The 12,893-nt window shown below is 49.2% G+C and carries 14 protein-coding genes; 4 read left to right on the top strand and 10 right to left on the bottom strand.

The genetic code is table 11. The features are described from left to right. Nucleotides 1-111: 111 nt before the first annotated feature. The 5 genes from C3B52_RS00800 to C3B52_RS00780 all read right to left on the bottom strand — a co-directional run bounded on the left by C3B52_RS00800 (nucleotide 112) and on the right by C3B52_RS00780 (nucleotide 3,774). Complete coding sequence (locus C3B52_RS00800; RefSeq protein ID WP_103104626.1) at nucleotides 112-1,299, bottom strand: aminotransferase class I/II-fold pyridoxal phosphate-dependent enzyme; 1,188 nt, start codon at nucleotides 1,297-1,299, stop codon at nucleotides 112-114. A gap of 2 nt (nucleotides 1,300-1,301) precedes the next feature. Next, entirely contained in the window at nucleotides 1,302-1,664 is a 363-nt protein-coding gene (locus tag C3B52_RS00795; protein ID WP_103104195.1) for an arsenate reductase family protein, read from the bottom strand. Nucleotides 1,665-1,726: 62 nt separating this feature from the next. Beyond that, nucleotides 1,727-2,626 (bottom strand): hypothetical protein, encoded by a 900-nt coding sequence (locus tag C3B52_RS00790; protein WP_164684654.1) that lies wholly within the window; start codon nucleotides 2,624-2,626, stop codon nucleotides 1,727-1,729. 93 nt (nucleotides 2,627-2,719) lie between these two features. Then, the gene (locus C3B52_RS00785) at nucleotides 2,720-2,905 is read right to left on the bottom strand and encodes a hypothetical protein (RefSeq protein WP_103104193.1); all 186 of its coding nucleotides are present in this window, start codon (nucleotides 2,903-2,905) and stop codon (nucleotides 2,720-2,722) included. Nucleotides 2,906-2,961: 56 nt separating this feature from the next. Continuing rightward, nucleotides 2,962-3,774: a DUF2797 domain-containing protein gene (locus C3B52_RS00780; RefSeq protein ID WP_103104192.1), complete on the bottom strand. Its 813-nt coding sequence runs from the start codon at nucleotides 3,772-3,774 to the stop codon at nucleotides 2,962-2,964. Between the two features lie 143 nt (nucleotides 3,775-3,917). On the opposite strand from C3B52_RS00780, the gene C3B52_RS00775 reads away from it, so the two are divergent. Next, a complete protein-coding gene (locus tag C3B52_RS00775; RefSeq protein WP_103104191.1) occupies nucleotides 3,918-4,619 on the top strand; it encodes a polysaccharide deacetylase family protein in 702 nt (233 codons plus the stop codon). Nucleotides 4,620-4,701: 82 nt separating this feature from the next. Here the strand turns inward: C3B52_RS00775 and C3B52_RS00770 are convergent, their stop codons facing one another. From C3B52_RS00770 to C3B52_RS00760, 3 genes are all read right to left on the bottom strand, one after another. Next, complete coding sequence (locus tag C3B52_RS00770) at nucleotides 4,702-5,163, bottom strand: cupin domain-containing protein (RefSeq protein ID WP_103104190.1); 462 nt, start codon at nucleotides 5,161-5,163, stop codon at nucleotides 4,702-4,704. Beyond that, entirely contained in the window at nucleotides 5,164-5,892 is a 729-nt protein-coding gene (locus C3B52_RS00765) for an amino acid ABC transporter ATP-binding protein (protein ID WP_103104189.1), read from the bottom strand. Between the two features lie 489 nt (nucleotides 5,893-6,381). After that, entirely contained in the window at nucleotides 6,382-8,307 is a 1,926-nt protein-coding gene (locus tag C3B52_RS00760) for a heavy metal translocating P-type ATPase (protein ID WP_103104188.1), read from the bottom strand. A 298-nt stretch (nucleotides 8,308-8,605) separates the two neighbouring features. Here C3B52_RS00760 and sppA point away from each other — a divergent pair, with 298 nt between their 5' ends. The 3 genes from sppA (at nucleotide 8,606) to C3B52_RS00745 (ending at nucleotide 11,357) form a co-directional block, all read left to right on the top strand. Next, nucleotides 8,606-9,571 carry a signal peptide peptidase SppA gene (gene sppA, locus C3B52_RS00755; protein WP_103104187.1) on the top strand — a complete coding sequence of 322 codons (966 nt, stop codon included), beginning with the start codon at nucleotides 8,606-8,608 and terminating at the stop codon, nucleotides 9,569-9,571. A gap of 15 nt (nucleotides 9,572-9,586) precedes the next feature. Beyond that, nucleotides 9,587-10,084 (top strand): RDD family protein, encoded by a 498-nt coding sequence (locus C3B52_RS00750; RefSeq protein WP_103104186.1) that lies wholly within the window; start codon nucleotides 9,587-9,589, stop codon nucleotides 10,082-10,084. 259 nt (nucleotides 10,085-10,343) lie between these two features. Next, on the top strand, nucleotides 10,344-11,357 hold the full coding sequence (locus C3B52_RS00745; RefSeq protein WP_103104185.1) for a CAP domain-containing protein: 1,014 nt from the start codon (nucleotides 10,344-10,346) through the stop codon (nucleotides 11,355-11,357). A 79-nt stretch (nucleotides 11,358-11,436) separates the two neighbouring features. On the opposite strand, the gene C3B52_RS00740 is transcribed toward C3B52_RS00745, so the two are convergent. Then, on the bottom strand, nucleotides 11,437-11,655 hold the full coding sequence (locus C3B52_RS00740; protein WP_103104184.1) for a hypothetical protein: 219 nt from the start codon (nucleotides 11,653-11,655) through the stop codon (nucleotides 11,437-11,439). A gap of 41 nt (nucleotides 11,656-11,696) precedes the next feature. Next, on the bottom strand, nucleotides 11,697-12,875 hold the full coding sequence (locus C3B52_RS00735; RefSeq protein ID WP_103104183.1) for an MFS transporter: 1,179 nt from the start codon (nucleotides 12,873-12,875) through the stop codon (nucleotides 11,697-11,699). Between the last annotated feature and the right edge of the window lie 18 nt (nucleotides 12,876-12,893).

Genomic DNA, 12,893 nt, shown 5'->3' with positions numbered 1-12,893 from the left:
ACAATGTAGGAATCATTTCAACCTGTAATTGTTTTTCAATTAGAGAGGAGCTTAGCTTTTTTTAGACGACCCTTTTCACCCAAAAAATAGATTATCCGATTTGCCGGCAGCCTATTCTACTCTTTGCAAAAGAATGCCCGAATCAGCAATCGCCGCCGCTGCCTGCTTCAGTGTTTCCGGCGTCTGGACCAGAGCAATGCGCACGTAGCCCTCCCCTTCATCTCCGAAGGCACTGCCCGGAATCACGACGACTCCCGCTTGCTCCAAAAGCGCAAAGGCAAATTCACGCGGGGTCCAGCCCCGTGGCACTGGCGCCCAGACAAACATCGTTGCCTTTGGCGGGGGAATTACCCATCCTGCCTCAGCTAAAGCAGACAAGAGCACGTCGCGGCGCTCCTGATAGATCGGCCCCACTGTATTTTGTCCAGCGGATTCACGGTCTTGCTTCAAGGCAGCAATTGCCATTTGCTGGACGGGTAAAAACACTCCATAGTCTACGTTTGACTTCACTACTGCCAGCGGCTTAATAATCTCAGCATTGCCCACTACATAAGCAATCCGGCAGCCAGCCATGTTGAAGCTTTTGGAGAAGGAATTAAACTCAATTCCGACATCCTTGGCACCTGGTGCCTGCAAAAAGCTAGGCGGCCTGTAGCCGTCAAAAGCCATTTCGGAGTATGCCAAGTCATGAACAACGATGATGTCATGCCGCTTGGCAAATGCCACTACCTTTTCGAAAAAGGATACGGTCGCAACAGCCGAAACCGGATTATTCGGATAGTTGAGGATCATGAATTTCGCCCGCGTCGCTACATCTTCAGGAATCTGTTCCAGATCGGGTAAAAAATCATTTTCTGCCCGCAGCGGCATCCGATAAGGAACTGCTCCCGCCAGATGGACGCTCCCCTCGTAAATCGGATAGCCCGGATCAGGAACGAGCACCAGATCGCCAGGGTCTGTCCAAGCCAAGGCAAAATGAGCCAGTCCATCCTGCGAACCCATCAAAGAGTGTACCTCGTGGTCGGGGTCCAGCTCGACATTAAAACGATACTGATACCAGTGTGCTACCTCTGCACGGAAATCAGCCGTTCCCTCACTGAGCGCATAGCTAAAAGCTCCCGGACGCGCGATAGCCTCCGTCAGCGTATCCAAAAGGCTCTGTTCTGGCGGCTGATCTGGACTTCCGATACTCAAATCGTAGACAGTACGTTTTTGAGCCACTTCGCGTTTACGGGCTGCCATCTCCGAAAAAATAGCAGCTGACAACTTATCCAGACGTTTGGAAGGTTGGCGGCTCATCATCATTTGCCACCCCAGGCTTTTTCCAGCTCCTCTGGTTTAAAGCCGAGCGTAACGGTGTTATCGCTTGCGAGTAGCGGACGCTTGATCAGCTTGCCGTTTGAGGAAAGCAGCTCCAGCATTTCTTCCTCGGTCATGTTTGGCAGCTTGTCCTTTAGGCCGAGCTCTTTATACTGCACACCGCTCACATTAAAAAATTTGCGCAAATCCAACCCGCTTGTTTTCCAGATCGTGCGCAGCTCTTCTTTGGTCGGTGGAGTATCGACAATTGGTATTTCCTCAAAGCTGATATTTTGCTCGGTGAGCCATTTTTTTGCTTTGCGGCATGTATCGCATTTGTTGTACAAATAGGCTTTCATCGTCATGGTTTCATTCCTCGCTTTTCATCACGTCATGGTTCTTAACGTCTATTGTAAAAGAAGAAAAACTACTCGACAACGAAAACGGTTTTGCGGAAGGTCACATCGCCTGCACCATTTACTGGCACTTCTATGAGGACAAAATCATTGATTACCGCAGGATCTGCTCCGTCTTCGTAAGTAAGTGCCTGATAATCAACATTCAATTCTTCTACCCAGACACGTACGCTTTCCAGCTCTACAGAGTCGCTTTCGCTACTGGATGATTTGACCAAGACATACGTTTTCCCGTCTTTTCGCATCCATTCACTTTTCCACTCTGGTGTTGCCAACAAGCCTTTTGCCCATGCTTGCACTTCTTCGTCCGCCTCATCCAATTTCAAAAGGCGATAAAGCTCGGTCACATTTGGTTTTTCGATGCCGGACAGCGTGTTAGAGCCTTCCACCGTCCAGATTTGATCATGGGTGTACCTTTTTTTCATACTGATCTCGTACAGGGTGTTGTCGGTTGTAACAACAAGTAAACGGCGTGGGTTTAAGCTTTGTCCAACAGTTTGAAAGCTCTCAATTTCTTTATGCAGCTCCTGCTGAATAAATTGCCTAAGCACATGCTTATAGTCCCGGTTTTGTGTATCCTGCTGCATTGCTGTTAATTGTTCTTCGCTGTACGTATAGCCTGTTCCTTTGTCATCTGTCCATTCAAATGCCTGTACAATACCATCCCGATCTGCATCAAGCTTGGGCTTGTTGATCTGCTCATTAGCTGGGGTGGCTACCTGCACAGATGCCTCCTGCTGTTTGGCAGATGCTTCGACTGCTGCCACCATTTTGTGAAGACGCAAAACCGACTGTTGCAGCTTAGCTACTTCCTGTTCTTTTTGCAGCGTCCCTATATAAAATCCCGCGCCCAACAAGGACAGAACTAACAGCGCTGCGATAACAGAGAATCCCCAAATTCGCACTCGCATCGACCTCCGATTTCATTCCCTTCATTGTTTCCTCAATAAAAAACGACAGCCGTCCCTACTCTCTGGCTGTCGTTCCTTCTGCTTTACGTTATTTTATGGAGTTGTCTTTCCAGTTTCACTCGCCAGCGCCTCAGGCTCTACTGCCTCAGCACCAGGATTTACCTGCCACATCTGACTAAGCGGCGAGAAGGGGACACCTAGCTCATCCCCTGCTTTTGCCTGTACGGTTTCGGCCAATGTTCCTTTTAATGGCTCCGTATATTCGATTTTCTCGTCCATTGCATTCTCCTCCTTCACCTGTATGTGATGCTAAGTGTGAAGGATTTCGGGCTAGTTTATGCAGAATGGGTCGCTTTGATCTCGACTTGATAGCCTGCGTGCTTTCTCGTCTGAAAAACACCACTTTCAAAGATCAAGTACTGTGCCTTTACACCGATCAAACGGCCGCCCAGCTGTTCTTCCTTGTCCAGAGATTTCGAATTGATTTTATCCAATGACTCCAGAATCGGATACGTAATATCTACCCATTCATCTTCTCGGTATTGAAACGCTTTAAACTCTTCCGGGAAGTGAGCGTACACCTCGTCGCGCATAGCAATCAGGTCGATTTCTTTTACTTCGCCCTTGAGCATTTTGCGCCAGTTTGTTTTGTCAGGCAAGAACTGGCTCAGATGAAATTCCAGCTCGCCTGCCATACGACGAGTAGGGACTTCTGCAATCGGAATGGCGCGAATCGCTCCCTGATCTACCCAACGTTTCAATTGATTATGCTTGCGTGTCAAACCAACCTTCATATCACTGGAAACTGCCAAATAGACGTAGTGGGGAATCATGCAATACTTCTCGCCAAAGCTTTCATCACGGCAAGTCCCCAAATCAAAATGACATTCGTGCGGCTTGACGATGCACAAATCATTTTCCGGCAGCTTGGTAAAACAGGGGTAGCAGTACCCGCTGTTAAATGTTTTGTTCGTTTTGCGGCCGCAGGCGATACAGTTCTTTTCGCCCAGATAGGAAATACTTAGTTCACTGCCCAGCCACTCATTTAGCGGCATGCGCTCCTCACCGATCTGCAAATAATAGTCGACCGGCTTGTCCTTCCCGTGATACTCGTGGGTAAGTCCATGTAATATACCGCGGAGTTCCACTTACATTCTCTCCTCTCCTATGTACGGTCCCTTCATTTTATCATATCAAACTTCATCACTGACCTCTGTTTTCTTTTGGTAGCATGTTTTCCCTACCAGGGGGTGAACCTATAGCTATACCTAGATGGAAGGAGGCGATCGTTATGCGTCGCGGCGTCCTCTGCGCCTTATTCATCGCCTGCCTTCTTGGCTGTGCAATTTTACCCGCTGGAGCTAGTCCTCTTCTTCCGAGCTATGAGCCGATCCACCGCATTGATACGAAAAAGAAAGTAGTCGCACTTACGTTTGATGACGGGCCAGATGCCTTTTACACCCCTAAAATTTTAGAGGTGCTTCATCGAAACAAGGTACAAGCTACTTTTTTTGTACTCGGATCACAAGTGGACAAGCATCCCAAGGTGATGCAGTGGATTTACAAAGCTGGTCATGAAATCGGCAATCACGGTTACTATCATCATGACCTGAACAAGCTGACGGAGCATGAGGTATACGAGGACATCAAGCTCGGGGAACGCTCCATTCTCAAAACGACTGGCATCCTCGCCCAATATTATCGTCCCCCTGGCGGCGTAATGACCCATGATGTGATGAGTGCTGTTCAATCGAGTGGCTACGACGTGATTCATTGGTCAATCGATCCCCGCGACTGGTCGTTGGCCCGAACAGCATCCGTCATCGCCAAAAGCGTGAAAAGCTCGGTTTCATCAGGCGACATTATTTTGTTTCATGATGGCGGACTCAATCAGCGACAAACAGTAGCCGCTCTGCAAGAGCTGATCACTGATTTACGCTCCCAAGGCTATCGGTTTGTTACTGTGAGCCAGCTGCTTGATTCCGCCAAGTAGGCAACATGAGTAGGGCACCTAAGGCTTGTCCATTACGAACGATGCCTTTGGTGCCCTCGTACTTCATTTGGCCAGTACACTTCTATTTATTCGGCTCTGAATCCCACCTTATTAAAGCTTCCGTTCCTTTGAACATCTTTTTTTCTTTTCGCAAAAAGTAGACATCCTCATCTGGATAATACGCTACGTCTCCCTCGACTTTTGTGCCAACATCGAGAATCTCCAATACTTCTTCGCCCGTATTGATAAACTGGTGAGCAATGTTTTTCCCTGCAGGCTTGGCTACAAAGCTCCCTTTTGTGACAGGGTACTCCTCACCATTCAAACGCAGAATACCTGAACCCGCCAAAATTATAAAAAATTCTTCTTGCAGTGAGTGTGTGTGGTACTTGGTGCTTTTGGCCCCAGGCTGCACCCTATCGATATTTGCATAGAGCTTTTCGCTGCCCGCCGCGTCCCCTAGGTAAAGAGTTGCCATACTCTTATCCTCTTCGACGAAATCTTTTGGAAGCTGATCCAGATGAAGTGGTTTTGGATCTGTCATTTATGCCAGCACCCTCCCCAAAAAGGATCGCAATCTTTCATTTTTTGTATCAGCAAAAATGTCCGCTGGTTTTCCTTCTTCCATAATAACTCCCTGATCCATGAAGATTACCCGATCTCCCACCTCTTTGGCAAAGCCCATCTCATGCGTGACGACGATCATGGTCATGCCTTCCTGCGCCAAATTTTTCATAACTGTCAGCACTTCTCCGACCAGCTCCGGGTCTAATGCAGAGGTCGGCTCGTCAAAAAGCATGACCTTTGGATTCATCGCCAGCGCACGTGCGATCGCAACCCGCTGCATTTGCCCGCCTGACAGCTTCTCGGGGTACACATCTGCTTTGTCTTCGAGACCTACCTTTTTCAGCAGAGCCAAGCCTTGCTGACGAGCTTGATCCTGTGGCATTTTGCGTACCTTAATAGGAGCGAGCATGACGTTTTCGATTACCGTTTTATGTGGAAAGAGGTTGAATCGCTGAAATACCATACCTACGTCTTCACGTACCTTGTTGATGTCGATCTTGGGGTCGGATAAATCATTTCCATTAATGACAACTCGTCCGCTGGTCATCTCCTCGAGCTGATTGAGACAGCGCAGGAAGGTGCTTTTTCCTGAACCGGATGGCCCGATGACACAGACGACTTCTCGCTCTGCAATTTGGGTGGTAATTCCTTTTAGCACTTGCAGTTCTCCGTAATTTTTCTTCAAGTCCGTCACTTGGATGATCAAGGACGTTCCCCCTTTATTCGAAGTTTTCAGTTTCGATTGTTCTTATAGTGTACCGTAATATCCGGGAAATTGCATGAATTATCAGTCGTTTGGGATAAAAGCATGTTCGTCGGGCGATAGTGAAGGAGAGGAAACCGGAGAAAATACTCCAGCTTCTTGGGTCACTTTCTCGGGTCATGCCTGTCCGCCTTCATTGCAAAAGCGAAACCGCGTCCAAAGTAGAGGTTCGAAGGGGCTTCTCAGAGGTGGACGCTTAAAGGCGTGTTTCGCTTTTTCCATTACGGCTTGGTAGGTGCCCCAAAGAGCTTCGCCTTTTCTCCGGTTTCCTCTCACTAGCGGTTGGTTTTGTTCGGAGCTCTCCAAAACGAAAAGATGTGAAAACCTCGCGGGGCTTGTTCGGGAAGCTTTTACACCTCATTGAAAGTCGCTAAGCAAAAAGAAGACCAGAGAACGATACAGCGTCTCTGGTGCTTCTATCCCTATTTCGCTTTACCCTTTGGAGGCACTCAGCTCACAGGTGCCTTTGCCCATACAAGTGATCGTACAGGATTCACATAATCCGGCTGGCGGGGTCTTGCGCTTTTCCTTTTGCTTTTGTCCCAGGTAGTGGATGAGGCGAGCTGAGTTTAGGACTACGAGGACGGAGGTTGCATTGTGGACAAATGCTCCTCCTACAGGACCGAGTAGTCCAGTCATAGCGAGGGCGATTGCTGCGGCGTTGATGGCGCTGGAGATGATCAGGTTTTCGCGGATGACTCGCAGCGTCTTGCGTCCGAGCTGGACGGCATCGGCGACCTTGGAGACGTCGTCGGTCATGATGACGATATCAGCAGCCTCTGCGGCGATCTGGGTACCCCCTGCTCCCATCGCAATCCCGACATGAGCTGAGGTGAGTGCCGGAGCATCATTGATGCCGTCTCCGACCATGCCAACAATCAGGCCGCGCTTTCGATATTCCTCTACACGCTCATACTTTGCTTCAGGGAATTGCTCTGCATATACAGTCGTCACCCCTGCTTGCTTGGCGATTTGTCCAGCTGCGCCGCGGTTATCGCCTGTCAGCATGGCAATATCCCCCACACCATGCAGGTGCAGTCTGTCAATCGTTTCACGCGATTCGACACGTACTCGGTCTGCCAGCGAAACCATCCCGATCAGCTCGCCATCCCTTGCTACAAATACAGCGGTATGCCCTGCTTGCTCCTGCTCTTTCTGGATGTGCTCCAGTTCTTTCGTCCCCACTCCCATTTCAGCAAAAAATCGCCGATTCCCTACGAGCAGCTCTCGCCCTTCCAATAGACCGGACACACCGTTTCCCGGATGTACGAGGAACGACTCTGCTTCAGGAATTTCCACTTTTCTCTCGCTTGCCGCTCTGACGATTGCCTGCGCTACCGGATGCTCCGAATGAATCTCCAGAGCTGCAGCCAGACGCAGAACATCCTCTGGCTCTTGATGTGACTGTCTGGCAATACCGGTAACCTGCAGCTTTCCTTCTGTGAGTGTACCTGTTTTATCAAACAGCAAAGCGTTGACCAGACCAATCTGCTCCAACGCAACGCCGCTTTTGATCAAAATGCCGTGCTTCGCTGCGTTTCCGATACCCGCCATAATAGCCGTTGGCGTAGCAAGCACTAGTGCGCACGGACAAAAGACAATGAGGATCGTAACAGCGCGTACCAAATCGCCTGTGAATACATACATCAAGACTGCCAGAGTCAGACTGCTCGGAACGATCCACGCTGCCCAGCGATCAAGCAAGCGCTGCACTGGTGCTTTTCTTTCCATCGCTTCCGCTACAAGTCTCGTTACCTTGGCAAAGGTCGTTTCATCCCCAATCTTCTGGGCACAAACCTCAATGACGCCATTTGTGTTGATCGTGCCCATAAATACCTCGTCACCCGAGCGCTTTTCCACGGGCAATGATTCACCAGTCAAAGCCGCCTGATTGACGGCAGCCTCGCCGCTGGATACAACACCATCGACAGGTACTTTTTCGCCCGGTTTAACCAGAATCAGATCACCACACACTACTTCTGCAAGCGATACCTCTACCCACTCCTCGTTGCGTTTCACTCTGGCTGTTTGCGGTGCCAGCTGTACCATTTCCTCCAAAGCCGACGCCGCTCTTGCAACGGTCCTATTTTCCAGCCACATCCCAATCATCATGATGAGTGCCACTTCACCCGCAGCAAAAATTTCTCCGATCCCCACAGCCGCCACGATCGCAGTCGTAACCAGCACATCGCTGTTAATTGTTCGTTCATGAATCAGCTCTTTGAGTGCAGCCCATGCGATTGGAACACCGCATAATATAACCGCCAGCCAGGACGGGTTAAGTCCCCACAGCTCTCCGTAAAGCCAGCTTACAAGCAAACCTGCACCAGACACGATCATGGCAATCTTTTGCATCATTGCTACCCTCTCCCCTTTGTACAGAGTCGTAGAACGGACAATCGAGTAACTGGTTGAGAAAGAGAATCAGACTTATTTCCCCCGTAAAAACAGTGGAAGCTGCTGCCCGAAGGCAACAGCACCCCAATTGATAATGAATATCCATTTCTTCACCTAGGCGAATTCTTTTGCGCTAGGGAAATAATTTTATAATCATTCTAATTTTACAATTATTTTTCGTCAATCCCTATTTTTCCAGTACCTGTCCCATGCGTAACTATGACGAGGACGGCTCATGCTAAGGAATGAGGTGACATTCATGCATCGAAAAAAATGGATCGCACTCGTCATTGTGCTCTTCGTCTTTTTAGCGGGCATTACTGTAGAAGGAATCGCAGGTACATACACAGCTCTGCGTGATCATCCAGGATTCTCATGGGAAGAAAATGTCGTGTCAGGCTACGGCAACGACAAAATCGTCCAGCTATTTGTCAATGGGGTCATCTCAGGCACGCAAAATGCCGCAGGAGTTCCCTCCATGACCGAACTGCTTGGAGAGCAGCTCAGACGTGTAGAAGAGGACGACAGCGTCAAAGCGCTGGTTCTGCGCATTGACAGTCCAGGCGGTGAAGTAGTCGCTACTGATGAAATTCATTCACGACTTTTGCGTCTGAAACAAGTCCGGCATATTCCCATTGTCATCAGCATGGGCTCCACCGCAGCTTCCGGCGGTTATTATTTGGCGACTTCAGGAGATGCCATTTTTGCGAATCCAAATACGCTGACTGGCAGTCTCGGCGTCATTTTTAATCTGGTAAATTACAGCGAAGCGGCGAACAAGCTGGGGGTTCATCAATACGCGATCAAAAGTGGACGTTTCAAAGATATCGGCAGCCCCTCACGACCGTTGACCGAACCGGAGCGCCAAATCTTTCAAACACTGGTGAATGAAAGCTACAACAAATTTGTTGATGTCATCGTAAATGGTCGCAATCTCTCCCGCCAGCGCGTTCTTGAAATCGCAGACGGACGCGTCTATTCAGGCGAACAGGCAAAAAGACTCGGGCTGATTGACCAATTCGGTGATCTGGAGGATGCCACGCACTATGCACTGTCCTTGTCCGGCTCCCCGGAGGCCATGGTCGTTCGTTATGCTGACCAGCTTACCCTCAGCAAGCTGCTTTTCAGCATGAAGCAGTATTGGTCCAATCCCGATCCACTGGGACTCGCCCGTATTTTGGAGCGAGAAAGCTCCCCCCGTCTGCTGTACCAATTTATGCCCTAAAGGAGTGCACTCGTTATGAATGAGCGGCCCCATGATCCATATGATCTGAACCGACAGCCAGCTTTCGATCAAACGAATGTCCCGGAGCCTGCGTATCATCATCATTTCGCAGGATTTTGGATTCGTGTTTGTGCAACCTTGCTCGACTCACTGTTTTTGATTGGGATCAGTCTGCTCATTTTCAATCCGTTGCGACGGCTGTTTGGAGTTTACGACTACGCCTTCTCGATGATTGATCTTTTGGAGGTTTTATTTAACCTGCTCTACATGGTACTCCTGACGTGGTGGACAGGTCAGACACTCGGCAAAATGATTACAGGTATCCGTGTCATAAGTGGGCGTCAAGCTCGTGCCAATTTGACAGCTGGGCAGGTCCTATTGCGCGAGGTTATTGGCAAAACACTGTCCTTCCTTCCCTTTGGACTTGGCTATATGTGGGTCGGCTGGAATTCTCAAAAGCAGGGCTGGCACGATCTTCTTGCCAGGACCTATGTAGTTTGGGATCGAAAATAGCCCTCTTTGCCACAGGACTAAATACCTATTTTCTAGTTCCTTTTTACCTAATCTGCAGTCGACTTGTGCTCAGTTGGCTGCAGTTTGTTTTTCCTTTTCCAAGCAGTGCTTGTCCCCAATCCATACGTTTTTGACGAGCTTGTTCCGGCTGAGACTTTCCTTTTTTCGACAAATTTTTCCTGCCTTGTCCCTATTGTTGATTCCCATTCCTGCCGATACAATTTTGTGAATGGCGCAAACATACCGAGGAGGTAGATTTATGCGAAAAGCGAAAGTAACCAGCATCCTCGCCGTAAGCCTTTCTCTGGCTTTATTCGGTCAGCTCCCATCAGCATTGGCAACAACCGTCACACCAGCTGCATCTACTCAACCAGCCGCTACCAACGCCATTTCCGTATACGGAGTTGAGCTCGGGATGAGCACAGTCCAGCTTGAACAAAAGCTAGGCAAGCCTGCTCGCAAAGACGCTAGCCACACGGGCGTTGAATGGTGGATTTATAATGGAGATCTCAGCAATTACATACAAGTCGGTGTTCAAAACGCAAAGGTAGTTACGCTGTTCTCCAATGGCGCCAAGCTGAATATAAAAGGCGTCACGATCGGAGCGCAAGCGTCAGCCATCCAAAATGCTTGGGGAGCACCGAAAAGCACGCTCGCCATCACACCGACACTTAATATCCGTGACAATACACTAAGTCATCCGACATATTTGCTGAACAAGCAAGTCATCACTTTTTCCATCGATCAGCTAGGCGGAAATAAAGTCGCAGGCGTCAGAATTTCGACGCCAGAATATTTCGCCACGATCGCGATGGGACTGATGTACCCAATCTCTTATACACAGCTCCCTGCACTGCCGAAGCTGACAGAGGAACAAATCAACCAAGCTGCGCGTGCCTATGAAAAAGAAAATTTTGACCTGCTGAACGTAGCCAGATCCCGTGCGAAGCTACCGCTCCTGTCCTGGGACGAGGGCGTGGCGGCAGTTGCCCGTTCACACAGCAGTGACATGGCCAAAAATAACTACTTCAGCCATACCTCTCCATCTACAGGCTCTCCTTTTGATCGCTTGAAGCATGCAGGTATCTTGTACGGGTACGCTGGAGAAAACATCGCGTATGGCCAACTCGACGGCATCGAAGTCCATATGGGCTGGATGAACTCGGCTGGACACCGCCAAAATCTGCTCGACAACAAATTCAAGCAGCTCGGTATCGGTGTCGTGTTCAAAGAAGGGCGACCGTATTACACGCAAAATTTTGTAACCAGATAAAAAGTGAAGTGAATACGCAAAAGACACGCCCTCTCGTTAAATCAAGGCGTGTCTTTTTTCTTGGCAAATGATATAAGGGCTATTGCACCTTTACTTGAGGCGTGATGGGAGCTTGCGGTGTCGGACCGTCTTCCGCAAAAAACGGAATGATGATCAGACTGAGTACAAAAAACAAGATCCAGATGATCCCCCGTTTAAAAATGCATGGAGTAAGCATCAGGACAACCCCTTCCACTAACAGTTCTACTTTATATACATACGCTTCCCCCCCTTGAGCCCGTTTATGCTTTTTACACAAAAAAAGCACCTTCTTTTACAGAAGATGCTTTTTCACACTTTCTACTTTTGCAGCTGTACCTGGAGCTGGTCCTTGTCTGAGTTGGCTTGACGGTTAAATAAACACGCTGCCGCGAAGACAATCAACAGCGCACCCATCAGCCAGAAAATTGTCCAAGGCTCCCACAGCTGCATCAGCACCCCATTCACGTTTGGAGCCATGATACTGGCGACACCGAAGTTGATTCCGGCTATAATCCCTGCCGTCGGCACCATTGAGGCTGGCAATAAATCAGCGGAATAGGCAAGCCCCAGTGAATAAAAGGAACCGACTGCCGCACCCGCAATCGCGAGGAGCAGCATCATGATATACACATTTTCCCCTGACAGTGGGAACAGGAAAAAGGCAATTCCTCCAACGATCGCACAAACCAGCATCACTTGCTTTCGACCGATCCGATCGCTCAAAGAGCCGAGTGGCATTTGCAAAATGATACTTCCCACTACAAATGAAGGCAAAATCAACGACACCCATTCAATCGACAAGCCAGTGCGCAATGCATAAACCGGAAAGCTTCCGTTCAGGGACGTTTCCATAAAGCCGTACAGGAACGAAGGAATCAGTGCAAGCCAGCCAACACGCAGCACAGTCGCATATTTATTTTGCTTCTTCTCGGTCTGCACGATTTTATCCGGAAATTCATTTTTGATGCGAGCCAAAAGCACAAAGGCAACAATATACAAGACCAACAGCGTCCCAAATGGTACCCAGATGCCAAGCGGCAACAGATTTAACCCGAGTGGCCCTACACTGAAGCCAACTCCATACGCCAAGCCATACATGGAAAGATCGCGTCCACGCGTTTTGGGAGAGGCGATTTTTGTCACCCACATTTGGCTGGAGTAATGCAAGCTCGAATCCCCAATCCCCATCAGCATTCGCAAAAAGAACCACACGATCAAATGGCTGAAAAGGGGAATCAGTGCAGTGGCAATCGTCAATAAAACCATTCCTACTAAAATGGTAGAACGATAACCGATTCTTCTCAGCGGTATTTCCAGCCAGGGAGAAATCAGCACCATCCCGATGTATAGCGCTGCCGCATTCAGCCCGTTCATGACGGTTGATACGCCCTGCTGTTCCAGCAATACTGCCAAAAGCGGAATGCTAAGGCCCTGGCTGAGCCCCGCAATTGCTACGACCAAAATCAACACCCAAAAGGTGTAACGCGTTGAAGACATGGTGTTGAACTCCTCTCC

The sequence above is a fragment of the Brevibacillus reuszeri genome, assembly GCF_002897295.1.
Lineage (GTDB): Bacteria > Bacillota > Bacilli > Brevibacillales > Brevibacillaceae > Brevibacillus > Brevibacillus reuszeri_A.
This window is presented reverse-complemented; position numbering and strand designations above follow the sequence as displayed.

Excerpts from the sequence above, each read along its gene's own strand:
- C3B52_RS00795 (WP_103104195.1), bottom strand. The coding sequence starts at position 1,664 with ATGACGATGAAAGCCTATTTGTACAACAAATGCGATACATGCCGCAAA.
- sppA (WP_103104187.1), top strand. The coding sequence starts at position 8,606 with ATGCATCGAAAAAAATGGATCGCACTCGTCATTGTGCTCTTCGTCTTT.
- C3B52_RS00750 (WP_103104186.1), top strand. The coding sequence starts at position 9,587 with ATGAATGAGCGGCCCCATGATCCATATGATCTGAACCGACAGCCAGCT.
- C3B52_RS00790 (WP_164684654.1), bottom strand. The coding sequence starts at position 2,626 with ATGCGAGTGCGAATTTGGGGATTCTCTGTTATCGCAGCGCTGTTAGTT.
- C3B52_RS00770 (WP_103104190.1), bottom strand. The coding sequence starts at position 5,163 with ATGACAGATCCAAAACCACTTCATCTGGATCAGCTTCCAAAAGATTTC.
- C3B52_RS00735 (WP_103104183.1), bottom strand. The coding sequence starts at position 12,875 with ATGTCTTCAACGCGTTACACCTTTTGGGTGTTGATTTTGGTCGTAGCA.
- C3B52_RS00785 (WP_103104193.1), bottom strand. The coding sequence starts at position 2,905 with ATGGACGAGAAAATCGAATATACGGAGCCATTAAAAGGAACATTGGCC.
- C3B52_RS00760 (WP_103104188.1), bottom strand. The coding sequence starts at position 8,307 with ATGATGCAAAAGATTGCCATGATCGTGTCTGGTGCAGGTTTGCTTGTA.
- C3B52_RS00775 (WP_103104191.1), top strand. The coding sequence starts at position 3,918 with ATGCGTCGCGGCGTCCTCTGCGCCTTATTCATCGCCTGCCTTCTTGGC.
- C3B52_RS00800 (WP_103104626.1), bottom strand. The coding sequence starts at position 1,299 with ATGAGCCGCCAACCTTCCAAACGTCTGGATAAGTTGTCAGCTGCTATT.
- C3B52_RS00745 (WP_103104185.1), top strand. The coding sequence starts at position 10,344 with ATGCGAAAAGCGAAAGTAACCAGCATCCTCGCCGTAAGCCTTTCTCTG.